The following is a 26727-nucleotide window of genomic DNA, read 5'->3' on the forward strand; positions in this document are numbered from 1 at the left end:
GCATGAACATCTCGGTCCGCCTGTTTTTCGGCTACTTTCTGGTGGTCGGGCTGGCCGCCTGGTTCGTGCTGTACACCTTCGTCAAGGAGAGCGAGCCGAGCATCCGCCAGGCCACCGAGGAAAGCCTGGTCGACAGCGCCAACCTGCTCGCCGAACTGGCCGCCGGCGAACTCGCCGCCGGGCGCATCGAGGACGGCGCCTTCGCCAACGCCGTCGCCGCCGCACTGCAGCGCCATCCGAATGCCGAGATCTACGGCATCAGGAAGGACAGCGTCGACCTGCGCATCTACCTCACCGACGCGCGCGGCGTCGTCGTCTACGACTCAGCCGGTCAGGCGCAGGGTACTGACTTCTCGCAATGGAACGACGTCGCCCGCGTCCTGCGCGGCGAATACGGCGCCCGCCAGAGCCGCTACAACCCGGACGACCCGAGCACCTCGGTGATGCACGTCGCCGCGCCGGTGCGCCGCGACGGCCAGTTGATCGGCGTCGTCTCGCTGGCCAAGCCGATGACCTCGATCGCCCCCTTCGTCGACCGCGCCACCGACCGCGTGCGCGCCTCCGGCCTGACGCTGCTGCTGGCGACGGCGGTGATCGGCCTGGTGTTCACCGCCTGGCTCAGCTGGTCGATCCACCGCCTGCGCGACTACGCCCGCGCCGTCAGCGAAGGGCAGAAGGCCGAACCGCCGAGCGGCGGCGGCCGCCAACTCTCCGAACTGGCGCAGGCGCTGGCGACAATGCGCGAAAAACTCGAAGGCAAGCAGTACGTCGAACGCTACGTGCAGAACCTGGCGCACGAAATGAAAAGCCCGCTGACGGCGGTGATCGGCGCCGCCGAAATCCTCGAAGACGAGCTCCCGCCGGAAGACCGCCGCCGCTTCGCCGCCAGCATCGGCGAACAGGCCGGGCGCCTGCGCGACATCATCGAACGCATGCTGCAACTCGCCCGCGTCGAACAACTGCAGGCGCCCGGCGCCAATCTGACGGTCGACCTCGCCGAACTCCTGAAAACCGCCGTCGCCGACCGCCAGCTGGCGCTCGCCGCGCGTGACCTGCATTGCGTGATCGACGCCGAACCGGGCATCAACATCAACGGCGACGCCTTCCTGCTCCGCCAGGCCGTCCTCAACCTGCTCGACAACGCCATCGAGTTCTCGCCCGACGGCGGTGAAATCGCGCTGACTCTCCGTTCAACCGCAGAATCCGCCGAAATCCGCATCCGCGACCACGGCGCCGGCGCCCCCGACTACGCCCTGGCGCAACTCTTCAACCGCTTCTACTCCCTGCCCCGACCGGCGACGGGGAAGAAGAGCACGGGGTTGGGGTTGGCGTTGGTGCGGGAGGTGGCGCGACTGCACGGTGGCGAGGCGGGGTTTGCGAATCATCCGGAGGGTGGCGGGGAAGCGCATCTGACGCTGCAGCGTGCCTAGGACTCCGGTTGCAATTGGGTCGAAGAGGCGTTTCAGCCGCTGATTTCTAGACAGCAGCTATCGACCCTGAGCGGTCAGTCTATGCTTTGGTGATGCAACGACCGGTCTGGAGTAGCGTCGCGGTGTAGCGTTAGCTACCTCGGCGGCTGGCTTGCTCCTTGGTGGCCAGTAATCCTGCCAAAGCAAAATGCTTGAGATGGCTTTTGAGTTCATCTGCGGGCCGCGTCATCAATGCGCGAAATGGAGTAGGCGTATCGCGGTCCACTACCAGCATCATCAACATCGGTGCGATGACGCTCAGAACGCACCGCAACAACGCCGGGTCCTGTGCGCTGAATCCAGTAACTTCCGAAAGGATGTCGCTCATGAGCTTGAAGCGCGGCATCACCCCTTCTCGAACGAGGGCTGCTAGGTGGGTAGAAGGTGCAACCAACTCCCGGGCGAATACACGTCCATGCCAGCCCCCTTCGTCGTAAAGCCGGTCGACAATCATGTCGATGGCTGCGGATAGTTTGTTCTCCGCAGAATCCTGCCGAGCGTGAATTTCCTTGAGCTTCTGAAGGTTAATCAGCTGCTCATATCCTTCGAAGAGCACTGCTTGATACAACCCGTCGCGGCCGCCAAAGTGGTAATTGATGGCGGCAAGGTCTGTTCCGGCCGCTTCGCAAATCGCTTTGTTTGCGGCCCCTGCATAGCCAAGTCGTGCAAATAGCTGCCCGGCAACTTCCAGGAGGCGGGCTCGAGTTGCATCTCCATCGGCACGCGCTGCTCTCTTACGTCCAGCCATAGTTTTCAACCCAATCTTGATGCCCGAATGCTACCATAGTTGCAATTCAAATTGAATTTGAATATAGTGCGTCTATCGAGAACGTCAAGCGCAGGAGCATCGAATATGAACCGGAAAATTCTCGCCGGAGTTGCGATAGCAGTTGTTGGAGTCGTTGGTGTCAGCGCTTGGCTGTGGAGCGGAAACTCCTCGCAGAAGAACGACATCACGCTGCTTGGCAACGTCGACATCCGTCAGGTTTCACTGGCCTTCCAGGACAGCGAGCGCATTGTTGAAATGCGGGTTGAGGAAGGGGCGAAGGTCACAGCTGGCCAAGTTCTGGCGGTGCTCGACACTCGCACGCTCGAGCTTCAGGCGGCTCAGACCGAGGCTCAAATCGAGGTAAACAAGAAGGCTTTGCTGCGCTTACGCAACGGTTCGCGCCCGGAAGAAATAGGTCAGGCGCAGGCCCGGGTGGATGCTGCTACTACCGATGCAAAGTTGGCCGAGCTGGATTTCCAGCGGATGCAATCCATCGCAGAGGAAACTCATGGTCGAGGCGTTAGCCGCCAGGAATTGGACCGGGCCGCAGCGACATTAAAGGCGGCTCGTGCAAAAGTTGAAGACCAATCAATGGCCCTACGCCTCGCCAAATTAGGTCCGCGCTCTGAAGACATCGAGCAGGCGGCAGCCCAGCTCAAGGCATCGGAAGAGTCGTTGGCTTTACTCCGGCATCGCATTTCACTGGCTGAATTGAAAGCTCCGACCAATGCCGTCGTGCGTTCCAGATTAGCCGAGCCGGGCGACATGGCGTCGCCACAAAAACCGGTCTACGCCTTGGCCATCGTGCAACCCAAATGGATACGCGCTTACGTGAATGAGGCGCAGCTTGCCCGTGTCCGGCCAGGGATGTCGGCTGAGGTCAAAATAGACGGACTTCCTGACGCATCCATCGCCGGGGAGGTTGGATATATCTCCTCGGTAGCGGAATTCACGCCCAAACCCGTCCAAACGGAAGAGCTACGAACGAGCCTTGTCTATGAGGTCCGCGTACTGGTCAAGGACCCTGACGACCAGCTACGGCTGGGCATGCCAGCCACTGTCCGCTTGGTGCCCTAATCACCCCGAGGCACTCGGCAAATCATGACCACAACTGCTCTCACCGTTGATGCAAAGGATGTCGTCAAACGCTTCAAAGGAGCGGTTGGCGGGCCGGCATTGAACGGCATCACCCTCTCGATTCCCAAAGGGCAGCTCACCGCCCTCGTGGGGCCTGATGGCGCGGGCAAGACCACACTCATACGGTTAATCGCTGGTCTGATGAAGCCGGATTCAGGGAGCCTCTACACACTGGGCATTGATGTGGCCGCCAAGCCCCAGGAGGTACAAGACCTCATCAGCTACATGCCTCAACGCTTTGGCCTCTATGAAGACCTGAGCGTCATGGAGAACCTTAATCTCTATGCCGACCTGCACGGCGTACCAATGGATGAGCGTCGAGAACGCTTTGACCGCATGCTGTCCATGACAGACATGGCCGCATTCACCAATCGCCTGGCAGGAAATCTATCGGGCGGCATGAAGCAAAAGCTTGGGTTGGCCTGCACGCTGGTACGTTCCCCCCGGCTACTTCTTCTCGACGAACCGACCGTCGGCGTTGACCCGCTCTCCCGCCGTGAGTTGTGGCGCATCGTGCAGCAGCTAGTCGAGGAAGAAGGTCTTCCGGTGATTGTGAGCACGGCTTACATGGACGAAGCAGAGCGTTGTAAGCACGTCATCGTAATGACTGAAGGGCAAGTGCTAGCCCAGGGCACACCGGATGAACTGTGCCGGCCGGCCAAGGGCCGTTGCTTTGTTGCCTATCCGCGGGAAGGTGAGTTGGCTAGGACGCTACAGGCGAGACTTATCGACGATAAGAGGCATGTTCTCGATGCTGTGCCGGAAAGCGGCGCGGTGCGCTTTATCCAGGCTGGGGGCACGGAGCCTCGTGACCTTGAAGGAATACTTCTGGGAGCTCGATGCGAGGCCACTCCCTCCCGCCTCGAAGATGGAGTGATGACCCTCCTGCGCGAGCGTGCGACCCAGGACGGCCACGAGGATGCGGTTGAGACCAAGAGTTCGTCTGTACAGCTCGACACGAAGGACTCAATCGAGTTAATCAAGGTCCGCGACCTGGTTCGCCAATTTGGCAGCTTTACAGCGGTTGCCAGTACCTCGTTCAGCGTTCGCCGAGGCGAAATCTTCGGTCTACTCGGGCCCAATGGCGCGGGGAAGACGACCACATTCCGCATGCTTTGCGGCCTGCTCCCGGCGACCAGTGGCTTCCTCGAGGTGGCGGGTTTCAACCTGAGAACCGCCCGAGCACCTGCTCGCGCTCGCATCGGCTATGTCTCCCAGAAGTTTGCCCTGTATGGAAATCTGTCCGTCACCGAAAACCTCACGTTCTTCGGAGGCGCCTATGGCTTGGGCAGACAGGAGCTGAATGCCCAGGTAGAGCGAGCGCTAGACGAATTTCAGCTGCGGGAAAAGAAAGACGAACGAAGCGGTGAGCTTCCCGGCGGTTTCAAGCAACGGCTGGCCATGGCCACGGCCCTGATACATCGCCCCGAGATTCTCTTCCTCGACGAGCCCACCAGCGGCATCGACCCACTCGCCCGTCGTGCTTTCTGGCGGCGCATCACGACCCTTGCGGCCGAAGGCACCACCATCATCGTCACAACCCATTTCATGGAGGAAGCGGAGTATTGCGACCGCATCGTCATCCAGGATGCTGGGCGCTTGCTGGCGATTGGAACACCTCACGAAGTTCGCAGCCAGGCATCGGGTGCGGCGAACATGAATGAGGCGTTCCTGGAGATTATCAAGAAGGCGCGCGAAAGCAGGCCGACCGGTGCCACCGCGGTGGAGGCCTGATGATGCAAACCCAATCGACTTGGCTCCCACGAAACTTGAGTCATTTTTGGCGACGGCTCAGGGCGCTCACCATCAAGGAGTTTCGCCAGCTGATACGCGACAAGAGCAACCTGGCGATAGGTATCTTCCTGCCCATCGCACTGATACTGCTCTTCGGGTACGGACTCTCGCTCGATATTCGGAATGCGCCAGTCGCCATCGTCCTAGAAGATGGCGCGCCCATGGCGCGCGATGTTGTGGCGGGATTGCGTGGCTCGGACTACATCGCCCCTCGTTACGTCACGACGATGGCCGAGGCGGAAGCCCTGATGCGTGGCCGCCAGGTCGACGGCATTGTCCGCATCCCCTCCGACTTTTCTCGGCAACTGGCTCAGGGCCGAGGAACGGTACAGCTTGTCGTCCATGGAACGGATGCAGCGACGGCCGCCAGTCTTCGTGGTTATGTGTCCGCAGCCATTGATGGATGGAACAAGCGCCGCGCCGATAGCGCCGGCAGGGTCAGTGCTGCTCCAGGCGTGGAGCTTGTTGACCGTCTCTGGTTCAACTCGGCCAATTCGAGCACCTGGTATCTGGTTCCTGGGCTGATAGTCCTCATCATGACCCTGGTTGGCGGATTCCTAACCTCGATGGTCATCGCCCGGGAATGGGAGCGCGGAACGATGGAGGCCCTTTTCGTCACCCCGGTGCGTTCCCTCGAAATACTGCTCGCCAAAATCATCCCGTACTTCGCGGTGGGTATGGGAGGGCTGACGCTCTGCCTGGTCGCCGCCCGGGGGTTGTTCCATGTGCCGCTTCACGGTTCGCTCTGGGTGCTGATGGTCAGTTCAATGCTTTATCTGATGGTCGCACTGAGTCTGGGGTTGTTGATTTCAGCGGCCGCCCGCAATCAGTTTCTTGCAAGCCAGGTCGCCGTCATCATTACCTTCCTGCCGGCCCTGATGCTCTCCGGCTTCCTGTTTGACCTGCACAACGTACCGACCGGCATCCAGAAGGTCGCGTCCATCCTGCCTGCAACCTACTACGTTGAACTGGCGCGCATGAGCTTCCTGGCCGGCGACAACCTCAACCTAATCGTGCGCGACTGGACAATCCTTGTCGTGCAGTTTGCCGTGCTCATCACGGGCGCGCGTCTACGAACCAAGAAGACATTGGACCGATGATGACTCTGCTCGAATCCATTACTGGTTCTCTTCGCCGAATCTCCTTCCTGTTCCGCAAGGAAGTCTTGGCGATTTTGAAGGACCCCGCCATCCGGGTAATTCTCATCGTCCCGATTGTTATCCAGTCGCTGGTCTTCGGTTACGCGGCCACCTACGACCTCAATCATGTGCGATACGCCGTTCTAAATGAGAGTCATGGCGCAGCCTCGACAAATCTGCTGGCTCGTCTGGAGGGCTCAAAGGTCTTTGTACGGGCGGCGACGCTGCGCAATTCAAGCGATATTGCTCGTGCTATCGACAATGGCGAGGCGCTGCTGGTTCTCCACTTCGCGCCCGACTTCGACGCGAAACTAGCATCAACGGGTAGCGCACCTGTTCAGCTCATTCTCGATGGGCGTAACTCGACCACTGCCAATATGGCGGCTGGCCACCTGAGCACCCTGATTGGCCAATTCAACGCTTCACTACCCAACGCGGTACGTCCACCCGTCAACATTGAAATCCGAGCCTGGTTCAATCCCAACCTGGAATCTCGGTGGAACATCGTTCCCGCCCTGATTGCTTCCCTGAGCATGATTCAAACTTTGCTGTTGGCCGCATTGTCGGTGGCCCGTGAGCGTGAACAGGGCACGTTCGACCAACTGCTCGTGACGCCACTGCGACCCATGGAGATTTTGATTGGCAAGGCGTCGCCGGCCATCACTATCGGACTGGTGCAGGCAAGCCTGGTTTTCTGCGTGGCGCTGTTCTGGTTCCGGATTCCGTTCCAGGGGTCCTTGGTTGTGCTCTATGTGGGGCTTGTCGCCTTTACAACGGCCTGCGTTGGTATTGGTCTCTCCATCTCGGCGCTGTCCCTGAATATGCACCAGGCAATGGTTTACGCCTTCGTACTCATCATGCCGCTCATCCTGTTGTCCGGGCTCGTCACGCCCGTTGGCAACATGCCTACCGCACTACAGATTCTGACTTACGCCGACCCGTTGCGATTCGCCATCGACCTGGTTCGCCGGGTCTATCTGGAGGGTGCTGGTTGGCAGGACGTAGGAATGGATTTTGTCCCGATGCTGGTGATAGCCGCGATAACGCTTCCCGTTGCCGCATGGCTTTTCCGAAATCGGCTGACCTAAGGGGAATGCAATGAAGAACACCTTAACCTTGCGTGTGCATCGGTCGCTGTGGCTCCTGAGCACGAGCATTCTATTGTCGGCATGTGCAGCCGTTGGCCCTGACTATAAGGCACCTGAGCTTTTGTCTCCGGCCACTTGGTCTTTATGGTCGAGCTCGAGCAAAGAATTGCCCAGGAACGAGGGGATGCAGGGAGCCCCCGAGCATAAGTGGTGGGCTGCATTTCAGGATTCCGTGCTGGACCAGTTGGAAACCCGCGTGCTTGAGTCCAGCCCAGACTTGAAGACTGCAATGCTTCACTATGAACAGGCACGCTCTCAGAGGAGTGTCACTGCTAGCCAGCAAGTCCCCGAAGTCAAACTCCAGGGTGGCGCAATTCGCCAGCGGCAGAGCGAATACGCGGCGGGGGACCGGGTGCTGGACGTAATGGCGCCGAATAATCGGGATGCGGTTGCCAAATCACTATCCGAGCCTTACACCTCCTACCAAGGCGGATTCGATGCGTCTTGGGAAATTGACCTGTGGGGACGTGTGCGCCGAGCGGTTGAGGCTGCTGATGCAGACATCGCCAATTCGTTGGCATTACTTGACCAGACCAGACTCGTCATCTCCAGCGACTTGGCGATGGCCTATATCGACCTGCGCACAACGCAACGCCTGTTGAAATTGACGCGGGACGACATCACGGCCCTGCGCGAGCGGACATCTATGATGGAGTCCAGGAGCAAGCATGGACTCGCCAACGATTTGGACCTTGAGCGCCAGCGGCTGCAACTGGCTGACCTTGAGGCACAGATGCCCCCGCTACTTGAACAGGAGGCACAGTCCAAGAACCGTATTTGCCTGCTTCTCGGGCTGCGCCCCGGTGATTTGGCCAAAGAGCTGGCCGCCGAGAGTGCTCCTGCCGCGGCAATGGTGTTGCCTCAATACAAGCTCGGCGTGCCATCTGAGTTGGCCGGTCGACGCCCTGACATTCGTGCGGCCGAAGCGCGCTTACATCAGGCAACTGCGGCGATAGGCGAAGCCCAGGCCCAGCTTTATCCTAGTGTTCGCCTTGGTCTTCGCTTCGGTTTGGATTCCTACGAAGCTGGCAAGTTTGGTGATTGGGGTAGCCGCTTCTGGTCTATCGGTCCGAGTTTGGATTTGCCGATTTTCGATGGTGGCCGCCGTCGTGCCACCGTGACGCTTCGAGAACTGCGCCAGCAGGAAGCTGCTATCGAATTTCAACGGACGGTATTGAGGGCTTGGCAGGAAGTTGACGATGCATTGACGTCCTATGCAGCAGAACAGGAACGGCAACAGCGCCTTCTTGTTAAGGCTCAAAGCAGTGCTGATGTCTATCAGTTGGCACAAGCTCGGGAGCGTGCCGGGTTGGTCGATTACCTCAATGTTATCGACGCTCAGCGTACCGACATTCAAGCAAGGCGTGACGTTGTTGCAAGCCAGGGGCGCACGCAGCTTCGCTTCATTGCAATATACCGAGCACTGGGTGGTGGAGTGGCTGAAACTGCTGACTGATGCTCCGCTTGGGTGGAGGCAGAAACTAAGAAAGCAGCCGTTCAAATGACAGCTTTAGGGCGAAGCCTACTGGCCGCTTGTGGCCGGAGGCTGACTGACGTCCCCTTGCGGTAGCCTCCCACTTCACCCCCACTTCACAAACCCTCATAACCACCTCACCTACCCCGTCCAGACTCGCTCCCGTCAATCACCCAGGGAGCCAATCATGGACAGGAAACTGCTTTACAAGATCGTCGCCATCGTCACGATGTCGATCCTTCTGCTGATACCGCTGGCGCTGATCGAGGGGCAGATTCGCGAGCGTAGCCAGCGGCAGCACGAGGTGCAGCAGAACATCGCCGAGAGTTCGGCCGGGCCGCAGACGCTGATCGGGCCGATTGTCGTGCTGCGTTACCGCGAGCGCCTGCGCGAGACGCGGGTGGCGCCGGAGACCGGCAAGGTCACCGAGAGCACGCGGGTGGTCGAGCATCGCCGGCTGGTGGCGCCGGAGTCGCTGGAGATCGACGGCGGCGTGAAGGTCGAGACGCGCCAGCGCGGCATCTACCAGGCGCGGCTGTTTCACCTCGACAGCCAGGTCGCCAGCCGCTTCCGCTTCAACGCGCCGCCGCCGAGCGGCGATGCCGAACTGCTCGACCTGCAGGCGACACTGGTCGTCGGGCTGTCCGATCCGCGCGGCGTGGCCAGCGATCCGGAGGTGACGATCAACGGCCAGCGCCATCGTTTCGCCAGCGGCAAGGTCGATCCGGAAATCATGCCCTTGCAGCCGTTGACCGTGACCCTCGGGCGCATCGAGGCGGGCAAGCCCTACGATTTCTCGCTGGCCTTTCCGCTGCATCTGACCGGCACCACGCGCCTGGCCATCGCGCCGGTCGGCGAGAGCAACCGCATCGCGCTGAAGTCGGCCTGGCCGCACCCAAATTTCGGCGGCCGCTTCCTGCCGCGCGAGCGCAGCGTCGGCGCCGACGGCTTCAGCGCCCGCTGGGAGGTCTCCCACCTCGCCCGCAATTTCGACAACGCACTCAACCCGAACAGCGGCGAGGCGCTGGCGATCGACTTCATCAACCCGGTCAACGTCTATCTGCAGTCGGAGCGCGCGGTGAAGTACGGCGTGCTGTTCATCGTGCTGACCTTCGCCGGCTTCTTCCTCACCGAAATCCTGCGCCGGGCGCCGATCCATCCGCTGCAATACCTGCTGGTCGGGCTAGCGCTGGCGATCTTCTTCCTGCTGCTGATCGCTTTCTCCGAGCACATGCCCTTCGCCACCGCCTACGGCCTGTCGGCGGTAGCCTGCATCGTGCTGATTGGCTGGTATCTGACCGGCGCGCTCGGCGGCTGGCGCCAGGGCGCAGCCTTTGGCGCCGGACTGAGCGGGCTTTACGGCGTGCTTTTCGGCGTGCTGCGTTCGGAAGACAACGCGCTGCTGATGGGCAGCCTGCTACTGTTCGCCGCACTCGGCGCGACCATGCTGGCGACCCGGCGATTCAACTGGTACCAAGAGGATGATGGGGGAGAAAACAGCTGACGCGCCGAGCCTGAAAGCAGCAGGGTCAACCTGCGTTCAGTCGCGGTAGTTACCGTCCTTGATCGGAAAATCGGTGATCTTACTGCGGATCAGCGCGATGGCTTCGCGCAGTTCGTCGATTTTCTTGCCGGACACCCGCACGGCATCCCCCTGGATGGACGCTTGCGCCTTCAGTTTGGCATCCTTGATCAGCTTGACGATCTTCTTCGCCAGCTCACTGTCGATGCCATCCTTGATTTTCAATTCCTGCTTGACCTTGTTGCCGGAAACGCTCTGCACCTTCTGCACATCCAGACGCTTGACGCTGTCCTTTTCCTTCTTTTCCAGGGCCGGAAACAGCAGATCCTTGATCTGGTCCAGCTGGAATTCGGAATCGCCCCACAGGGTGATGACCTTGTCCTTCTCGTTCAGCTCGGCCTTGGCCGAGGTGCCCTTGAAGTCGTAGCGGTTGTCGATCTGGCGCGCGGCAACATCGACAGCGTTCTTCAAGGCGACCATGTCGGCTTCGGAGGTGAAATCAAAACTAGGCATGGAAACTCCTGAAACGTGTATTGACGGTGCTGCGGCTACCTTGGCTGCCGCAGCAGCCTGGAATGATCAAGCAAAATGACAGACGTAGTGGTAAGGCTCGTCGCAGGCGATATCGAACGACGAATTGCCTGCTACGTTGAAGGACTGACCTGCCCCATACGTCACCCACTCGCTTTCGCCCTTGAGCCGGACGCGGCAGGAACCGCCAACGCCTTCCATGATTTCCGGGGCACCGGTATTGAAGGTCAGGGTGGACGGCAGGATCACGCCGACGGTCTTTTTCGAACCGTCAGCCAGAATGATGGTGTGGCTGACGCACTTGCCGTCGAAATACACATTGGCCGCCTTGACGACGCTGACTTGATCAAATTGCGCGGACATTCAAATTCCCCATATTTTCTGGATGACGGATTTGGCGATGAAACCGAACATGCCGAAGGCCAGCACGAAGAACAGGACGAATGTCCCGGTCTTGCCCGCCTTCGACCGCCAGGCAATTTCACCGATGATGAACAGCATGAACAGGATGAAGACGCCGACCCCCCAGGTCGAGAAGAAATCGGCGATCTGTTCTTCGGAGAGACCAAACAGGCCAGTGGGCGGCGGTGCGGGTTCCATCGTGAATCAGCCTTTCCTGGTTGTTTCTCAGTTCTTGCGTGCCTTGAGATTGGCAGCAATGCGCATGCGCAGCGCGTTGAGTTTGATGAAGCCGCCGGCATCCTTCTGGTCGTAAGCACCGGCATCGTCCTCGAAGGTGGCGATGGTCGGGTCGAACAGCGAATCAGTCTTCGAGTCGCGGCCGGTGACGATGACATTGCCCTTGTACAGCTTGAGGCGGACAAAGCCATTGACGCTCTGCTGGGTGTGGTCGATCAACGTCTGCAAGGCAATGCGCTCCGGGCTCCACCAGTAGCCGTTGTACACCAGACTGGCATAGCGCGGCATCAGATCGTCCTTGAGGTGAGCGACTTCGCGGTCAAGGGTCACCGATTCGATGGCGCGGTGCGCCTTGAGCAGGATGGTGCCGCCCGGGGTTTCGTAACAGCCGCGCGATTTCATGCCGACGTAGCGGTTTTCGACCAGGTCGAGGCGACCGATACCATGCTTGCCGCCCAGTTCGTTCAACTTGGCGAGCAGCTCGTGGGCGGCCATTTTCTGGCCGTTGATCGCCACCAGATCGCCCTTTTCGAAATCGAGGTCAATGTACTCCGCCGCATCCGGCGCCGCTTCCGGAGCCACCGTCCAGCGCCACATCGACTCTTCGGCCTCCGCCGCCGGATCTTCTAGGTGACGGCCCTCGTAGGAAATGTGCAGAAGGTTGGCGTCCATCGAGTAGGGCGAACCGCCCTGCTTGTGCTTCATGTCGACCGGAATGCCATGCTTTTCAGCGTAGGCCATGAGCTTTTCGCGCGACAGCAGATCCCATTCGCGCCACGGTGCAATCACCTTGACACCCGGCTTGAGCGCATAGGCGCCCAGTTCGAAGCGGACCTGATCGTTGCCCTTGCCGGTGGCTCCGTGCGAAATGGCATCGGCACCGGTGGCATTGGCGATCTCGATCAGGCGCTTGGCGATCAGCGGCCGGGCAATCGAGGTGCCCAGCAGGTATTCACCTTCATAGACGGTATTGGCGCGGAACATGGGGAAGACGAAATCCCGCACGAATTCTTCGCGCAGGTCGTCGATAAAGATATTCTCCGCCTTGATGCCAGCCTTCAGCGCCTTGGCGCGCGCCGGCTCCAGTTCTTCACCCTGACCAAGGTCGGCGGTAAAAGTCACCACCTCGCATTGGTAGGTATCTTGCAACCACTTCAGAATGACCGAGGTATCCAGACCACCGGAATAGGCCAGCACTACTTTTTTCACATCGCTCATTTCGTTTTCCTTGCGCTTTTGCTGTTTGCAGCCGCCCGGCACCCGCCGTGCGGCAAAAAAATCAGACCGGAATCACACCCGGCCGAGAACCAGATACTCCATCAAGGCCTTCTGCACATGCAGGCGATTTTCCGCCTCATCCCAGACTACCGACTGCGGCCCGTCGATCACCTCGGAAGTGACCTCCTCGCCACGATGCGCCGGCAGGCAGTGCATGAACAGGGCCTGCGGATGTGCCACCGCCATCATCTCGGCATCGACGCACCAGTCGGCAAAGGCCTTCATCCGCACCTCGTTTTCCGCTTCGAAACCCATCGACGTCCAGACATCGGTGGTGACCAGATCGGCACCGCGACACGCCGCCATCGGATCGGCAAAAATCTGGTAATGCGCCGGGTCGACACCGGAAATCAGTTCAGGGTTCAAGGCATATCCGGGCGGAGTCGAGACGTGCACCTTGAAATCCAGCACCTGTGCCGCCTGCAACCAGGTATTGCACATGTTGTTGGCGTCGCCGACCCAGGCCACCGTCTTGCCTTGAATCGAGCCGCGATGCTCGATGTAGGTGAAGATGTCAGCCAGGATCTGACAGGGATGGTATTCGTTGGTCAGGCCGTTGATCACCGGCACCCGCGAATTGGCGGCAAAGCGCTCGATGATGTCCTGCTCGAAGGTGCGGATCATCACGATATCGCTCATGCGCGAAATCACCTGCGCCGCATCTTCCACCGGCTCGCCGCGCCCGAGTTGCGAATCGCGGGTATTGAGGTAGATCGCCGTACCGCCCAGCTGCTGCACCCCGGCCTCGAACGACAGACGGGTGCGGGTGCTGGCTTTTTCAAAAATCATCACCAGCGTACGGTCGGTAAGCGGCCAGTATTTCTGATAGGCCTTGAACTGCGCCTTGATCCAGCGTGCCCGTTCGATCACGTGATCGTACTCTGCGCGACTGAAATCCTTGAACTGCAGGTAATGCTTGAGCGCCATGGTTTTACCCCGTGAGAAATTCCCGGATGAGCAAGCTCAGACGACTGACCAGTTCACGCGCGTCAGCCTCGCTGAAATTGAGCGCCGGCAACAGACGAACTACCGTATCGCCAGTCACGTTGATCAGCAGACCACTTTCCAGTGCTTTGCCCACCAGCGCGCCACAGGGCCGGTCGAGTTCGATACCGATCATCAGGCCGTGGCCACGGATATCGACCAGACCGTTGAGGCCACGCAGATTTTCCGCCACGCCCTCACGAATCAGGCGTCCCATACGGTCGGCGTTGGCGAGCAGGTTTTCTTCTTCCATGCAGGCCAGCGTAGTCAGCGCGGCGCGACAGGCCAACGGATTGCCACCGAAGGTCGAACCGTGATTGCCCGGCCCGAACAACCCGGCCGCCTTCCCTCCCGCCAGACAGGCACCGATCGGCACACCGGATGCCAGCCCCTTGGCCAGCGTGGCCACATCCGGCTGCACGCCGGCCAGTTGGTAACCGAACCACTGCCCGGTACGACCCATGCCGCACTGCACCTCATCGCACATCATCAGCCAGTCGTGGGCATCGCAAACCGCGCGCACCCCTTGGTAATAGGCCGTGTCGGCAAGGTGGATGCCGCCTTCGCCCTGAATGATTTCAAACAGCACCGCCACGATGTTCTTGTTGTGCTCGGCGACCGCTTTCAACGCGTCCAGATCACCGTAGGGGACACGCACGAAACCAGTGACCAAAGGCTCGAAACCGATCTGCACCTTGCGGTTGCCCGTCGCTGACAAGGTCGCCAGGGTCCGCCCGTGGAAGGCTTTTTCCATCACCACCACGGTCGGCAGCTCGATGCCTTTTTTGTGACCATAAAAGCGCGCCAGCTTGATCGCAGCTTCGTTGGCCTCGCAACCGGAATTGCAGAAAAACACTTCCGACATCCCGGACAGGGCGCACAACTTGTCCGCCAGCGCTTCCTGGCCGCTCACGCCGTACAGATTCGAGGTATGAATCAGGCGACTGGCCTGGTCGGCAATCGCCGCCACCAGTTTCGGGTGGGCGTGACCCAGGGTATTGACCGCAATGCCGGAAACAGCGTCGAGATATTCGCGCCCTTCGGTATCGGTGAGGCGGCTCCCCTGACCCTGGCTGAAAGCCACCGGCAGGCGAGCGTAGGTATTCATGACATGTGACATGAGGCGACCCCATAAACGAAAAACGGCGGCCAGCGCCGCCCAGTTGACGCTGCAAGATTCCCTTATTTCCGGGAAAAGCTTGCAGGAATGGAGATGTTAAGTGAAAAATAGCGCCCTGTATAGAACGGGCCAGCCATGAGAATAGCGATCTTCAATCAAAAAGGCGGCGTGGGCAAAACCACCACCGCACTCAATCTGGGGGCTGCCCTGCAGCGCTCTGGAACACCGCCGTTGCTCATTGACCTCGATCCGCAAGGGCACTTGTCCAGCATCCATGGCAAGACCTCGCTGCCATCGGAGCAGAGTCTGTTCGCGTTCTTCCAGGACCAGCGCACGCTGCGCGAACTGGAAGTCGACTGGGAGAATATCGGCCAGCTGATTCCCGCCCATCAGCAGCTGATCAAGGTCGATTCTATTTTCGGCAAGGGCCCGGCGATTCTCAACAAGCTGCGCCACGGCCTGGACACCCTCGATGCCAGCCACCCCAACCGTCCCTGCATCATCGATTGCTGTCCCTACATTGGTGTGCTGGCCCTGAACGCCATTTTCGCCTGCGAGCTGCTGATCATCCCGGTCTCCACCGACTACCTGTCACTGCAGGCGGCCGAGCAGATCTCACGTACCCTGCAGGTCCTGGAGCCGGTACTGAAACGACGGGTGCCGCGCTACTACCTGCTGACCCGCTTTGACCGCCGCCGCCGCATGAGCGAAGACGTACGCAGCAAACTGCGCGAGCGTTACGGCGACGAGGTGCTGGACACCGCCATCACCGAAAACGTAGCCGTCGCCGAGAGCCCGGCCTTCAACCAGGACGTGTTCCGGCGCAACGCGAGCAGCGCGGGGGCACAGGACTACCAGCACTTGTTCACCGAACTGGTTGAACGCGGCCACCTGCCCGCTGCCCCACCCGTCACTGGCTAAACCCGGGGGCTCAGCGGGTGCTAATCAGGTCCACCACGTCTTCATAATTGACGGTGCCCAAACGGCCATTCATCGGCACGTTCTGGTACACGCAATCGAGCACCTGGCAATTGTTATAGATCTGTTCCACCTTGCGCCGCGCATCGGCCTCGTCACGCCCATGAAAGGACAGGTGCTCAACGACGACTCCGGTCCGGGTGCGAATGCGGAACTGATATTTCCCTATCGTTCCTGCCAACATAAAAACCCCGTCAGATCAATGTAGTACGACGAGTATATGCAGCGGTTTCTAGGATTTCAATAAATTTTTTCATCTCCTGCCACGACCACCTGACGCACCAGCTCCCGTCCCGCATAGGCCAGCCAGGGCAGAACGAAGGGAAACAGCGGCAAGAGCAGGGCACTCCCCACCCCCAAAACCCCCAGAATGCCCGCCCACACCAGGGCGGGCCCAGGGTTGCCAAACACCAGCCGCACGCTGCACACCACTGCCGGTACCAGTTCAGCACGGCGTTCCGCCAGCAGGGGCACGGAAAAAGCCGTCACCACGTAAACCAGGGCCGCGATGAAACAACCCGACACCCCCGCCCAGAAGGCAAAGCGCGAAGCTTCCAGCGCCCGCTCCGGAACATGGGCAAAGGTAAATGGCGTACCGCCGACCATATAGCTGTAAAGAATGGCTGCATCCGTTGCGAAAATCAGGAACAACAGCAGGCAGACCAGCGCCAGCACCCACAGGGCCGGCGCTGCCTGAAAAAACCCGGCGGCAATTGCACCGGGACCGGGTGGTTCACCACGCTCGGCCGCACGGGCAATGCCAAAAAAACCCGCCAGCATGACCGGGCCGAACAACATGAACCCCCCTGCCGCTGCCAGCACAAACGGCAGCAGACCCTGACCGTGCAACAGCACGAACATCAGCACGCCAAGCAAGGCAAACGGCAAGGCGTAGAGGAAGGACAGGATGCGCGTCCGGCAAGCCATCTGCCAGCCAGCAGCCAGCGCCGCGCGCAGGGTGGCCAGGGTGTACGGACGCAAGCTCAAGGCGGGGAGAGTCATGACAGTTGGCGGCAAGTGAACAGTGCCGTCAGCCTAGCCCGGACCAGACTTCCCCGCTGCGATGCAGATCAAGAACGCCGATGCATTTCAATAACGGGCAAACACCCGCGCCGCACCCGTTGGCTCGATCAGCAACACGGCGTAAGCATCCTTGCGGCCGCCGTAGGCCGGCCCGTCCATCCCCGGCGAACCGACCGGCATGCCGGGCACCGCCAGCCCGAGCGCTGTCGGCCGCTCACGCAACAGACGCCGGATCTCTGCCGCCGGCACATGCCCTTCCAGCAAATAGCCACCGACCTTCGCCGTATGACAGGAAGCGTAGCGGGCCGGCATGCCAAGACGCTGGCGCTGCGCATCAAGATCATCGACCTCGTACACCTTGACGGCAAAACCATTCTTCTCCAGATGCGCCACCCAATCGCCGCAACAGCCACAGAGCGGACTTTTCCAGACCTCCACACCCTGCCGTGGCGCCTCCGCCTGCAGCAGGCCGTACCAGGGCAGGAGCACCGCAGCGGCAAGCAGGCGGCGGCGTGTATTCGATACATTCATTTTTCTCTCCTCGCTCAACGCACCACGGCCCGCGCCAGCAGGGGCTTCTGCCCCGGCCAGCTGACCTGCAGCAGCAGTTTGTCCCCCGCCACCAGCTGACCATCGCCTTGCAGTAGATCCTGGCCGCTCGCCTGCAGAGCGATTTCCTGCTTCTTCGTCCCCGACAGCACGGTCAGTTTGCCGCTGGCCCCTGCCGTCGCCAGCGGTGCGCCATGGTTGCTGGCATGCACGGTAATGCGCCCACCCTCGGCAACAATTTCGAATTGCGCCTGCCCGGCTTCCGCCACGGTGCCGCCATGCACCGCCTGGCCATGGCCTTCGTGCGCTGACAGCGGCTGGGCGGCACACGCTGCCGCAAGGAACAAAGGGAAAATCAGTCGTTTCATGATGTCACTCCTGTGTATCAAAGGGTTTCGTTGAATGATTCGCCGAGCAAACGTTCGGCCGGTTTACGGCCGAAGCGCCAGAACAGGGCGGGGGTGATGAAGGTGTCAAGCAGGGTCGCGCCAATCAGGCCGGAGAAAATCACCACGGCCACCGGATGCAGGATTTCAGTCCCCGGCTGTCCGGCCTCGAAAAGCAGGGGTGCCAGGGCAAACGCCGCCACCAATGCGGTCATCAGCACGGGCGTCAGACGTTCCTGCGCGCCGCGCACGATCATCTCCCGGGTGAAGCGCTCACCTTCGAAGCGCATCAGGTTGAGCCAGTGGCTGACCTTGAGAATGCCATTGCGCGTCGCGATGCCGGCCAGGGTAATGAATCCGATCAAGGCGGCAATCGACAACGGCTGCCCCGACAACCACAGCCCAAGCACCGCCCCCACCAACGCCAACGGCACGTTGGCCATGACCAGAATCGCCAGCAGCGCCGAACGGTAGCGCCCGTACAGCACCATGAACACCAGCAGGGCCGAACCGGTCGCCAGCAGGGCAATCAGGCGCGCGGCCTCCTCCTGCGCCTGGAATTGCCCGCCCAGGGTGATGAAGTAGCCGCTGGGCAGCGGCGTCCCGGCAATCGCTGCGCGCACGTCGGCCACCACCTCGGACAGCGCCCGCCCCTGCGCATTGAGCGACAGCACGATGCGTCGCCGGCCGTCATCGCGCGCAATCTGGTTCGGCCCGTCGCTCTCCTCGATGCGCGCCAGCTGCGCCAGGGGCACCGCCCCCAACGGGGTCTCGATGAGCAACGCCTGCAGGCTCTGCGGCCCCCGCCCCTCTTCCGGCAAACGCAAGCGCAGGTCGAATCGCCGGTTGCCATCGATGATCTGGCCGATCTTTTCTCCTTCGACCAGAATCTGCAGTTCCCGCAGCAACGCCCCGGGCGCCAGACCATAGCGGGCGGCGGCGGCAAAATCGACCGCGACCCGGATCTGCGGCGCCAGCACCTGTTTCTCGATCTCGAGATCGGCCACGCCGGGAATCTGCTGCAGCTTCTCGCGCAACACATGCGCCTGACTGCGCAACAGATCGAGATCGTCACCGAACAACTTCACCGCCACCTGCGCCCGCACCCCGGACAACATGTGATCGATCCGGTGCGAAATCGGCTGCCCCAGATTCAAGCTGCCAGGCAGATGCTTCAGGCGTTCACGGATGTCCGCATGCACCGCCTCCTTGTCGCGCCCGCCAGGTTGCAAACGCAATTCCAGTTCCGACACATGCACGCCTTCGGCATGCTCATCCAGCTCGGCGCGTCCGGAACGACGCCCGATCTGGGCGATCTCCGGCACCGCACGCAACAACAGTTCGGCCTGGGTGGCCACCTGCACCGATTCAGCCAGCGTCACCCCGGGATCGAGGCGTAAGGTCACGGTCATCGAGCCTTCGTTAAACGGTGGCAGAAAAGTGGTGGGGAAAAACGGCACGGCGGCCACCGCCAGCAACACAGCGGCCGCCGCACTCATGAGCGGCCCCCGGGGGGCTGCCAGCACCCGCTCGAGCAGCGGTTGATATGCACGTTTGAGGCGACTGACCAGCGCGGTGTCCACATGCCGGCGCGCCACCAGCGCCGGCAACAAGTAGTAGGACAGCACCGGCGTCACCGTCACCGACACCAGCAGCGAGGCCAGGATGGCAACGATGTACGCCACGCCCAACGGTACGAACAAGCGCCCCTCGATGCCGGGCAAGGCGAATAAGGGCACGAACACCAGGGCGATGATGAAGGTGGCGTAGACAATCGCCGAACGTACTTCGAGCGAAGCCTTGATCACCAGCTCGCGCACATCGTACGGCTGCCCCTGCGCCGCGGCCGCGCGCATGCGCCGCAGGATGTTTTCCACATCCACCACCGCATCATCGACCAGTTCGCCAATGGCAATCGCCAGCCCGCCCAGGGTCATGGTGTTGATTGATAATTTGAACCAGTCGAACACCAGTACCGCAATCAGGATCGAGAGCGGAATGGCGGTCAGCGAAATGAGCATGGTGCGCAGGTTGCCGAGGAAAAAGAACAGCACCCCGGCGACCAGGCAGGCGGCAAACAGCAGTTTGAGTTGCAGGTTGTCGATCGAGGACTTGATGAAATCGGCCTGGCGGAAAAACACTTCCGGCGCCAGCACGCCCGCAGGCAGGTTGTTTTTCATGTCCGCCAACGCCGCTTCCAGACGCCGGGTGAGATCGATGGTGTCGGCATTGGGCTGCTTCTGGATACTCAACACCACCGCCGGCGCACCGTTGAAACCCGCATCGCCGCGCTTCACCGCCGCCGCGAAATCGACCCGGGCGACTTGCCGCAACAAGATGGGCTGTCCGTTACGCGCCCCCAGGGCGAGATTGCGCAAATCCTCCAGCTGCGCGCTCCGCCCCAGATGGCGGATCAGGTATTCGCGGCCATTGATTTCGAGAAAGCCGCCGGAACTGTTCGTCGAATACCCGCGCAAGGCGCTTTCCAGTTGTTCCAGGCTGATACCCAGTTCGTTCATGCGCCGGCTATCAGGCTGGACCTGATATTGCCGCACCGCGCCGCCGATCGGAATCACCTGCGCCACGCCGGCCACCGCCAGCAGGCGCGGCCGCAGCACCCAGTCGGCGTACTCGCGGGCAGCCATGGCATCCCCCTGCTCCGCCGCCAACGGAATCGCCAGCATCATCACTTCGCCCATCACCGAAGACACTGCGCCCATGCTCGGCGTGATGCCTGCCGGCAATTCGCTGGCCAACCCGCCCAGGCGCTCGCTCACCATCTGCCGCGCCCGGTAGAGATCGGTTTGCCAGTCGAAAGCGACGTAGACGAACGACAACCCTGCTGCCGATACCGAACGCACGCTGCTGACACCGGGCAAACCGCTGAGCGCGGTTTCCAGCGGGAAGCTGATCAACTGCTCCACCTCTTCCGGCGCCATGCCGCCCGCTTCGGTCATCAAGGTCACCGTCGGTCGGTTGAGATCGGGAAAGACATCGACTGGCAGCCGTTGTGCCTGAAAGGCGCCGTACAGCATCAGGACGCAGGCGGCGACCAGCACCGGCAAACGGGCGGCCAGACTTTTTTCCAGTAACCACTGAAACATGCGGCCTCCTCAGCGGATCTGGCTGATCAGGCCAGCCCCGGACACCACCACCCGGTCTCCCGCCTGCAGACCATCACGCACCACTACCCGCTGCCCATCAAGCGGTTCGCTGCGCACGCTCTTCAACACGAACTGCTCGGCATGCACCTTGACCCAGACCGCCGGCAGATTGGCCGGCGTACGCACCAGCGCAGCACTCGGCAACGGCACGCCCGCCACCTCCTGCGCCAGCTGCACCTGCAGCCTGACCGGTTGCCCCAGCGGCCAGTGCACACCCGCCCCCGGCGCCCGCACGCCAAACAGCAAGGGCAGCGTCTGTTCGCGCAAACGCCGGGCAGCGCCGAGAAATTCCAGCGCCAGACCGGCCTCCGCCGGGGCCGTGCCGCTACTGTCCGCAGCCAGATAGGCCCGGGCGATGTCCTGCACGCGCAAGCCCGCATACGCGCTGGCCTCGACAAACAGGCTATCGGGATCGGTGATTTCAAAAATCAGCGCGCCCGCCTCAACCACCTGTCCGGCCACGCCATTGACCGCAGCCACCACGCCATCCACCGGCGCAATGAGGGCATCACTGCCGGACAAGCCCTGATTGAGCGCGGCCACCCGGGCACGCAGGCTACCGATTTCACTGGCGGCGGCCTCGATCTCCCTGCCCGGCACACTGTCGCGCAATTCCTGCAGCCGCGCCAACCGCTTCTCCGCCAGCTGCAAGGCCGCTGTCAACTCGGCCAGCTGCGCCACCTGCCCGGCCCGTTCCAGTTGCCCGGCCGCCGGCAGAATGCGTGCCAGCACCTGCCCCTTCTTCACCCGGCTCCCCGGCAACGGCAAACCCTGCGCCCCGGCCTCCAGCCGCCCGGCCAGCAACGCCTGCACCCGCCCGCCACGTTGCGGATCAAGTACCACCTGTCCGCTCAATTCGATGCTTTGCGGCACCGCCAACTGCTGTGCCACCTGGGTCCGTATCGCCAGCTGGCGCTGAGTCGGTTTGGGTAGAAAAACACTGCCGTCGGCCAGCCGTTTCGGCTGATCACCCGTATCCGGCAACTGTACCGGCGCATCGCCGTGATCGTGCCCCTCATGCGCCAGCCCGGGTACGGCAAGGCAAAACGCCCCCCAGACGGCAACCAGTGCTGCTCGCTGCATTCGGTTCATGCCGCACCTCGCTTGCCGCGCCGCCGCCAGGCCAGAGTCACCACCAGCCCGCCCACACCCGCCAGCAGGACGAGCCAGCGCGCCGTATGCGTGCTTACCGCCGCCACGCCGGGTGACTCAGCGGAACCAACCACCAAATCGCCCGCCAGCACATCGGCCGTCTCGTCCGTCAGCACGGTAAAGGCCAGAGGGTACGCACCCGCAGGGCGCAAGCGCGCCAGCCAGGCGGCGTCATCGATCCGGTACAGACCGGCCGCTGCATCGTAAGCAGCGACAATTTCCTCGCCCTGGGCTTCGACCGTCAGTTGCGCCGCCAGCACCGGCGTATTGTCCGGCGCCGCATCGACATACAGACGCAAGCCATCCTCGTACCAGCGGCCGACGATTTCAAATGACTCGCTCTCCGCCACCACCACCGGCACCGGTTCGACCGCCGCCGCAGCCAGACCGGCCAGCAACGCCAGCACAGCCCCCAGCGCAACCCGCCTCGGGGTTGCCGTTTTTTTCTGCCCAGGACACACCATGGAAAATCTCCGACTGAATCAGATACAGTCGGTGGCCCGGCGGGCCCGTTCAGTCAAATGAACCGGGAAGGCTGCGCACCAGCGCAGCAAGGCACCGCAGGAATACCGCCGACACTCAGGCGGCGGCGTGTTTGGGCGGTCGCTCCAGGCCCTGGGGAACGCGTGAGGTAAACACCGCCGCGTCAGCCCTGATCATGGCCTGGGTTACTGTCAGCAACGACAGCTTCGGTGCCGCCGCCAGATAGACAGGCACGTGGCCCAGCGTGTGCCCAGGGCAACAATGATGTTGTGTGCTGACGCACTGTTCCGGCGTCGCGCACCCGGCATGCTCGCTGGCGTACCCGCCATCGTGCAGGGCACACGCTTCGTGCGTATCGCCGGCGGCATGCTTCAGCGCATGCGCCGTTTCGATACTGGCGTGCCCCGCCGCCTCGCCCGCCATTTCCCAGCCAAAACCGGGCGCGAGCACGGTCAATGCCAGAACGAAGGCAAGCAGACGGGAGAGAAAAGGAAGGTGGGCCGACATAGGCCGCCACTATAAACCAGCCCGCCCCTGCCGGCACGCGGCGTTACCGACAGTTACAGGAGACTCTGGCAGCGGGAACTTTCAGCGGCTGTACAGACCCTGAAGAAGGAGCACTCTGGCCAGCAGGTGGCCCCGCATGTTGTCTGTGCGATACGGACGCCCAGGAGTTGATCATGACGATCTTCACCAAACGGATTTATGCCCCCGCCGCCGTCAACGACGGCTGGCGTGTGCTGGTGGATCGCCTGTGGCCCCGGGGCGTGCGCCGGGAAGAAACCGCCCTCGATCACTGGCTGAAGGAGATCGCACCCTCCGCTGAATTGCGCCGCTGGTTCGGCCATGAACTCGACAAGTGGCCTGAGTTTTCCGCCCGCTACCGGGCCGAATTGACTGCCCTGCGCCAGCGCCAGCCACAGGTACTGGCGGAACTGCGCCGACACATGGCAAGCGGCAATATCACCCTGCTCTTTGCCGCCCGTGATTGTGAGCATAACCAGGCTGTGGTGCTGAAAGCCTGGCTGGAAGACGAATTGGCCAGATCAGCACCCAGTTGAGCAGCGTTTGTCACATCCCGGCGGTCAAACCGCCAGCAAGGTCTGCCGTCCGTACCATTCCTCACCTGCGGCCAGCGTCTGCACCGTGTCAGCCGCCGCCGCTTCGATGCAGAGAAAATGCCGCCAGTCATCAGCAGGCAGATCCGGCGTGGCAGCACAGCCCGTCGCCCACGGATTCCACAGCACCGTATCGGGAAAACCCTGCTGCTGCAGTCCCAGGCTGAGATTGCCGGCGCGCAGCAATTGCGGCCGGCGGATCTGGCGATAGACCCGGTCTGTTGCGCCTTCGAGACACAATTCGGTGCCGCTGTCACGCTGCACGACGTCATCAGCCAGCGCATCGCGATAGTGGTGGCCGTACAAACCTTCGACAGCAACATCTTCCACCTGCACCACCCGCAGATAAGTGTGCAGGGCGGCGGTGAAATCAAAACTGCGCTCGCCGGGATTCGTCACGCACAACTCGAGATCGAGACGATCCGCTTCCAGCATCACCGTCAGTTCAAGCCCAAAGGCATGCGGCCAGAGGGCACGACTGTCGGCATCGTCATTGCAGGCCAGGGTCAGCAACGCGTAATCATCGCCACTGCGCTCGCTGGCAACCGACCAGGCGCGCGTCCGCACCAGTCCATGTCGGGGCAGCGGCCCAAGCGTGCCGAATTGCGGAAAGCAGACCGGAACCCCACCACGGATGGCGCTGGCACCGTCGAAGCGCGCCTGCTCCGAAAGATAGAGGCGTTCGCGCCCGTCCGGCGTCCGCCACGACAGCACCTGGGCGCCGAACAGGCTGACAGTGGCCTCGCTGCCCTGCGGGCCGTGCAGGCGCAGCGCAGGCTGGCCGTGAAAATCGATGTGTGCGATGGAAGTCGTCATATTTCTGTATCAGAGCGGGAAGAGGAAGACACCGGAACCACGTAAAGCTGCGGCCGTAACTGCAACCATTCGATCTCGTGGCCAAGCAGGGCAACCTTGCCCGGGCGGCGGTTATCGCCGGTATCGCTGTATTCGAAAGCGTACTGGCGGCGGATTTTCAGATGCCCGGCCGCATCGCGGGCAAAACCACAAAAACGCCCCAGCACCGTCTCATCGAGCAGCTGCACCCCTTCCTCGCGGCAGGCAGCGCGCACCGCCAGCACCCCGGCCTCGCGGGCTTTCAGGCTGTCCAGCCAGTACCAGACCAGCGCAGCGACAAAGAGGATGAAAAAGCTTTCGATGAGCGGCATAGCGGCGCAGTATACTGCCCCCATGCTCAGTTACCGCCACGCCTATCACGCCGGCAACCACGCCGATGTGCTCAAACACCTGATCCTTCTGCAGATCGCCCACTACATGGGGGAGAAAGCTGCGCCCTTCTGGATCATCGACACTCATGCCGGCGCCGGCTGTTACACGCTGGATGCGCCACACGCCATGAAACTCGCCGAATGGCAGGAAGGCATCGGCCGGCTGTGGCAGGCCAGTGGCTTGCCCCCGGCGGCAGCCGATTACCTCGATTTCGTCCGCATGCTCAACCCGGACGGTGCGCTCAAGCACTACCCCGGCTCCCCCTGGCTGGCGCGCCAGTGTCTGCGCGACAGTGACCGCCTGCGCCTGTTCGAGCTGCACAGCAGCGATGCCCGGCTCCTGCGTGAAAACTTCCGCACTGCCGGTCGCCAGGTGAACATCACCGAGGGCGACGGCCTCGCCGGCCTGAAAGCCCTGCTCCCCCCGCCGCCGCGCCGGGCACTGGTGCTGATCGATCCCTCCTACGAAACCAGCAACGATTACAGTGCCGTCATCAAAACCCTGCAGGACGCGCTAACCCGCTTTGCCACCGGCACCTACGCCCTGTGGTACCCGCTGTTGCCCAAGCGCGAAGCGCGCGAACTCCCGGAACGCCTGAAACGCCTGGGCCGCGACAGCCGACACAAATTCAACTGGCTCAACGCCAGCCTGAAAGTCCGCGCACCGGACCGGCAGGGGTTCGGCATGTACGGCAGCGGCATGTTCATCATCAACCCGCCGTGGACGCTGGAAAAAACCCTGCACGCCACCCTCCCAGTGCTCACCCGCCTCCTCGCCCAAGACGACAACGCCCGTTACGTGCTGGAAAGCGAAACGGACTAGCTGGGTTCCGCCTGCGCGGCATCGCCGCCGCCTCAACCAAGCCGGGTATATTTCTCCCTCGAGCCGCGCGCTTTGGCGACCGGGTATTTGGCGGCGTTTTTTACCAGCTTGGCCTGTGCTGCCGCGCACAGGTCGATGCCGGCCTGCTCGGCGATCAGGATCAGGTAAAGCAACACATCGGCGCATTCGTCGGCCAGGGCTTCGGCCTGCACCGGGTCAGCCGGCAGCGCCTCCACTTCTTCGTCGCGCCGCCATTGCGTCAATTCCAACAACTCCGCCGCTTCCAGATTGAGCGAAACGATGAGGTTCTTCAACGAATGGAATTGCCGCCAGTCACGCGCATCGCGAAACGCGAGCACGGCGGCACGCACGGCCGCCAGGTCGTTTGCCTCCGGCATCGTCAGCCGGCCTGGTTACGCATGAAATCGGCGGTGTTGAAGAAATTCTGCAGCAGCTTCATGCGCAATTCCTCGGCGATGCCCACATCGTCCATCGCCAGCAACATGCAGGCCACCCACTGGTCGCGCTCTTTTTCGCCGATGGCGAAGGGCATGTGCCGCTGGCGCAGGCGGGGATGGCCATATTCCTCAACGAACAGATCCGGACCACCAAACCAGCCGGAAAGGAATTTGTAGAGCTTGTCACGCGAGCTGCTCAGGTCTTCCGGGTGCATGGCGCGCAACTCGGCGAACTGCGGGGCTTCCGCCATGCGCTGATAAAAACGCTCGCACAGTTGGGCAACAGCGGCAGCGCCGCCAATTTTTTCGTATGTGGTTTCCTGGGACATGGGCAGTAGGTAAAGGATTAAAAAAGGAACAGGG

29 protein-coding genes are annotated in these 26727 nt (G+C 61.7%); 10 read left to right on the forward strand and 19 right to left on the reverse strand.

Annotation, left to right across the window (positions count from 1 at the left end):
- Positions 1-2: 2 nt before the first annotated feature.
- Positions 3-1430 (forward strand): two-component system sensor histidine kinase CreC, encoded by a 1428-nt coding sequence (gene creC / locus JYJ39_RS00825; RefSeq protein ID WP_205201238.1) that lies wholly within the window; start codon positions 3-5, stop codon positions 1428-1430.
- 130 nt (positions 1431-1560) lie between these two features.
- Here the strand turns inward: creC and JYJ39_RS00830 are convergent, their stop codons facing one another.
- Positions 1561-2217 carry a TetR/AcrR family transcriptional regulator gene (locus JYJ39_RS00830; protein ID WP_021250123.1) on the reverse strand — a complete coding sequence of 219 codons (657 nt, stop codon included), beginning with the start codon at positions 2215-2217 and terminating at the stop codon, positions 1561-1563.
- 105 nt (positions 2218-2322) lie between these two features.
- On the opposite strand from JYJ39_RS00830, the gene JYJ39_RS00835 reads away from it, so the two are divergent.
- From JYJ39_RS00835 to creD, 6 genes are all read left to right on the forward strand, one after another.
- Entirely contained in the window at positions 2323-3315 is a 993-nt protein-coding gene (locus tag JYJ39_RS00835) for an efflux RND transporter periplasmic adaptor subunit (protein WP_021250124.1), read from the forward strand.
- A 24-nt stretch (positions 3316-3339) separates the two neighbouring features.
- Entirely contained in the window at positions 3340-5109 is a 1770-nt protein-coding gene (locus tag JYJ39_RS00840; protein ID WP_205201240.1) for an ATP-binding cassette domain-containing protein, read from the forward strand.
- On the forward strand, positions 5109-6269 hold the full coding sequence (locus JYJ39_RS00845) for an ABC transporter permease (protein WP_074246031.1): 1161 nt from the start codon (positions 5109-5111) through the stop codon (positions 6267-6269). Before JYJ39_RS00840 ends, JYJ39_RS00845 begins: the two co-directional genes overlap by 1 nt.
- Positions 6266-7396 carry an ABC transporter permease gene (locus tag JYJ39_RS00850; RefSeq protein ID WP_240189486.1) on the forward strand — a complete coding sequence of 377 codons (1131 nt, stop codon included), beginning with the start codon at positions 6266-6268 and terminating at the stop codon, positions 7394-7396. The genes JYJ39_RS00845 and JYJ39_RS00850 overlap by 4 nt, the downstream gene beginning before the upstream one ends.
- Positions 7397-7406: 10 nt before the next feature.
- Positions 7407-8912: an efflux transporter outer membrane subunit gene (locus JYJ39_RS00855; RefSeq protein ID WP_022675481.1), complete on the forward strand. Its 1506-nt coding sequence runs from the start codon at positions 7407-7409 to the stop codon at positions 8910-8912.
- Positions 8913-9117: 205 nt separating this feature from the next.
- Entirely contained in the window at positions 9118-10434 is a 1317-nt protein-coding gene (creD, locus tag JYJ39_RS00860; RefSeq protein WP_205201242.1) for a cell envelope integrity protein CreD, read from the forward strand.
- A 36-nt stretch (positions 10435-10470) separates the two neighbouring features.
- On the opposite strand, the gene JYJ39_RS00865 is transcribed toward creD, so the two are convergent.
- The 6 genes from JYJ39_RS00865 to JYJ39_RS00890 form a co-directional block, all read right to left on the reverse strand.
- Positions 10471-10965: a YajQ family cyclic di-GMP-binding protein gene (locus JYJ39_RS00865; protein ID WP_205201244.1), complete on the reverse strand. Its 495-nt coding sequence runs from the start codon at positions 10963-10965 to the stop codon at positions 10471-10473.
- A 66-nt stretch (positions 10966-11031) separates the two neighbouring features.
- Complete coding sequence (locus tag JYJ39_RS00870; RefSeq protein WP_205201246.1) at positions 11032-11346, reverse strand: pyrimidine/purine nucleoside phosphorylase; 315 nt, start codon at positions 11344-11346, stop codon at positions 11032-11034.
- Complete coding sequence (locus JYJ39_RS00875; protein ID WP_205201248.1) at positions 11347-11583, reverse strand: DUF2788 domain-containing protein; 237 nt, start codon at positions 11581-11583, stop codon at positions 11347-11349.
- 27 nt (positions 11584-11610) lie between these two features.
- Entirely contained in the window at positions 11611-12840 is a 1230-nt protein-coding gene (locus JYJ39_RS00880; RefSeq protein ID WP_205201250.1) for an argininosuccinate synthase, read from the reverse strand.
- A gap of 72 nt (positions 12841-12912) precedes the next feature.
- Positions 12913-13827 (reverse strand): ornithine carbamoyltransferase, encoded by a 915-nt coding sequence (gene argF / locus JYJ39_RS00885; protein ID WP_205201252.1) that lies wholly within the window; start codon positions 13825-13827, stop codon positions 12913-12915.
- A gap of 4 nt (positions 13828-13831) precedes the next feature.
- The gene (locus JYJ39_RS00890; protein ID WP_205201254.1) at positions 13832-15004 is read right to left on the reverse strand and encodes an aspartate aminotransferase family protein; all 1173 of its coding nucleotides are present in this window, start codon (positions 15002-15004) and stop codon (positions 13832-13834) included.
- A 135-nt stretch (positions 15005-15139) separates the two neighbouring features.
- Between JYJ39_RS00890 and JYJ39_RS00895 the strand changes: the two genes are divergently transcribed.
- Entirely contained in the window at positions 15140-15925 is a 786-nt protein-coding gene (locus JYJ39_RS00895) for a ParA family protein (RefSeq protein ID WP_205201256.1), read from the forward strand.
- A gap of 10 nt (positions 15926-15935) precedes the next feature.
- Here the strand turns inward: JYJ39_RS00895 and JYJ39_RS00900 are convergent, their stop codons facing one another.
- The 8 genes from JYJ39_RS00900 to JYJ39_RS00935 form a co-directional block, all read right to left on the reverse strand.
- Positions 15936-16166 carry a hypothetical protein gene (locus JYJ39_RS00900; RefSeq protein ID WP_205201258.1) on the reverse strand — a complete coding sequence of 77 codons (231 nt, stop codon included), beginning with the start codon at positions 16164-16166 and terminating at the stop codon, positions 15936-15938.
- Between the two features lie 56 nt (positions 16167-16222).
- Positions 16223-16984, reverse strand: coding sequence for a DUF2189 domain-containing protein (locus tag JYJ39_RS00905; RefSeq protein ID WP_205201260.1), 762 nt, complete (start codon positions 16982-16984; stop codon positions 16223-16225).
- 87 nt (positions 16985-17071) lie between these two features.
- Positions 17072-17536 carry a DUF411 domain-containing protein gene (locus JYJ39_RS00910; RefSeq protein ID WP_205201263.1) on the reverse strand — a complete coding sequence of 155 codons (465 nt, stop codon included), beginning with the start codon at positions 17534-17536 and terminating at the stop codon, positions 17072-17074.
- 14 nt (positions 17537-17550) lie between these two features.
- Positions 17551-17922 carry a hypothetical protein gene (locus JYJ39_RS00915; protein WP_205201265.1) on the reverse strand — a complete coding sequence of 124 codons (372 nt, stop codon included), beginning with the start codon at positions 17920-17922 and terminating at the stop codon, positions 17551-17553.
- Between the two features lie 17 nt (positions 17923-17939).
- Positions 17940-21044 (reverse strand): efflux RND transporter permease subunit, encoded by a 3105-nt coding sequence (locus JYJ39_RS00920; RefSeq protein WP_205201267.1) that lies wholly within the window; start codon positions 21042-21044, stop codon positions 17940-17942.
- 9 nt (positions 21045-21053) lie between these two features.
- Positions 21054-22196, reverse strand: a complete 1143-nt coding sequence (locus JYJ39_RS00925; protein ID WP_205201269.1) for an efflux RND transporter periplasmic adaptor subunit — start codon at positions 22194-22196, stop codon at positions 21054-21056.
- A complete protein-coding gene (locus JYJ39_RS00930) occupies positions 22193-22720 on the reverse strand; it encodes a hypothetical protein (RefSeq protein ID WP_205201271.1) in 528 nt (175 codons plus the stop codon). Before JYJ39_RS00930 ends, JYJ39_RS00925 begins: the two co-directional genes overlap by 4 nt.
- A 115-nt stretch (positions 22721-22835) precedes the next feature.
- Positions 22836-23246 carry a hypothetical protein gene (locus JYJ39_RS00935; RefSeq protein ID WP_205201273.1) on the reverse strand — a complete coding sequence of 137 codons (411 nt, stop codon included), beginning with the start codon at positions 23244-23246 and terminating at the stop codon, positions 22836-22838.
- Between the two features lie 173 nt (positions 23247-23419).
- On the opposite strand from JYJ39_RS00935, the gene JYJ39_RS00940 reads away from it, so the two are divergent.
- The gene (locus JYJ39_RS00940; protein ID WP_205201275.1) at positions 23420-23800 is read left to right on the forward strand and encodes a DUF488 domain-containing protein; all 381 of its coding nucleotides are present in this window, start codon (positions 23420-23422) and stop codon (positions 23798-23800) included.
- A 24-nt stretch (positions 23801-23824) separates the two neighbouring features.
- Here the strand turns inward: JYJ39_RS00940 and JYJ39_RS00945 are convergent, their stop codons facing one another.
- Positions 23825-24673, reverse strand: coding sequence for a D-hexose-6-phosphate mutarotase (locus tag JYJ39_RS00945; RefSeq protein WP_205201277.1), 849 nt, complete (start codon positions 24671-24673; stop codon positions 23825-23827).
- Positions 24670-25023: a DUF3301 domain-containing protein gene (locus JYJ39_RS00950; RefSeq protein WP_205201279.1), complete on the reverse strand. Its 354-nt coding sequence runs from the start codon at positions 25021-25023 to the stop codon at positions 24670-24672. The genes JYJ39_RS00945 and JYJ39_RS00950 overlap by 4 nt, the downstream gene beginning before the upstream one ends.
- 22 nt (positions 25024-25045) lie before the next feature.
- Here JYJ39_RS00950 and JYJ39_RS00955 point away from each other — a divergent pair, with 22 nt between their 5' ends.
- Positions 25046-25906 (forward strand): 23S rRNA (adenine(2030)-N(6))-methyltransferase RlmJ, encoded by an 861-nt coding sequence (locus tag JYJ39_RS00955; RefSeq protein ID WP_205201281.1) that lies wholly within the window; start codon positions 25046-25048, stop codon positions 25904-25906.
- A 32-nt stretch (positions 25907-25938) separates the two neighbouring features.
- On the opposite strand, the gene JYJ39_RS00960 is transcribed toward JYJ39_RS00955, so the two are convergent.
- Positions 25939-26304, reverse strand: coding sequence for a nucleotide pyrophosphohydrolase (locus tag JYJ39_RS00960; protein WP_205201283.1), 366 nt, complete (start codon positions 26302-26304; stop codon positions 25939-25941).
- A 2-nt stretch (positions 26305-26306) separates the two neighbouring features.
- A complete protein-coding gene (locus JYJ39_RS00965; RefSeq protein WP_205201285.1) occupies positions 26307-26693 on the reverse strand; it encodes a group II truncated hemoglobin in 387 nt (128 codons plus the stop codon).
- Positions 26694-26727 lie beyond the last annotated feature (34 nt).

Source organism: Azonexus hydrophilus, from assembly GCF_905120355.1.
In the GTDB taxonomy this organism is placed as follows: Bacteria; Pseudomonadota; Gammaproteobacteria; order Burkholderiales; family Rhodocyclaceae; genus Azonexus.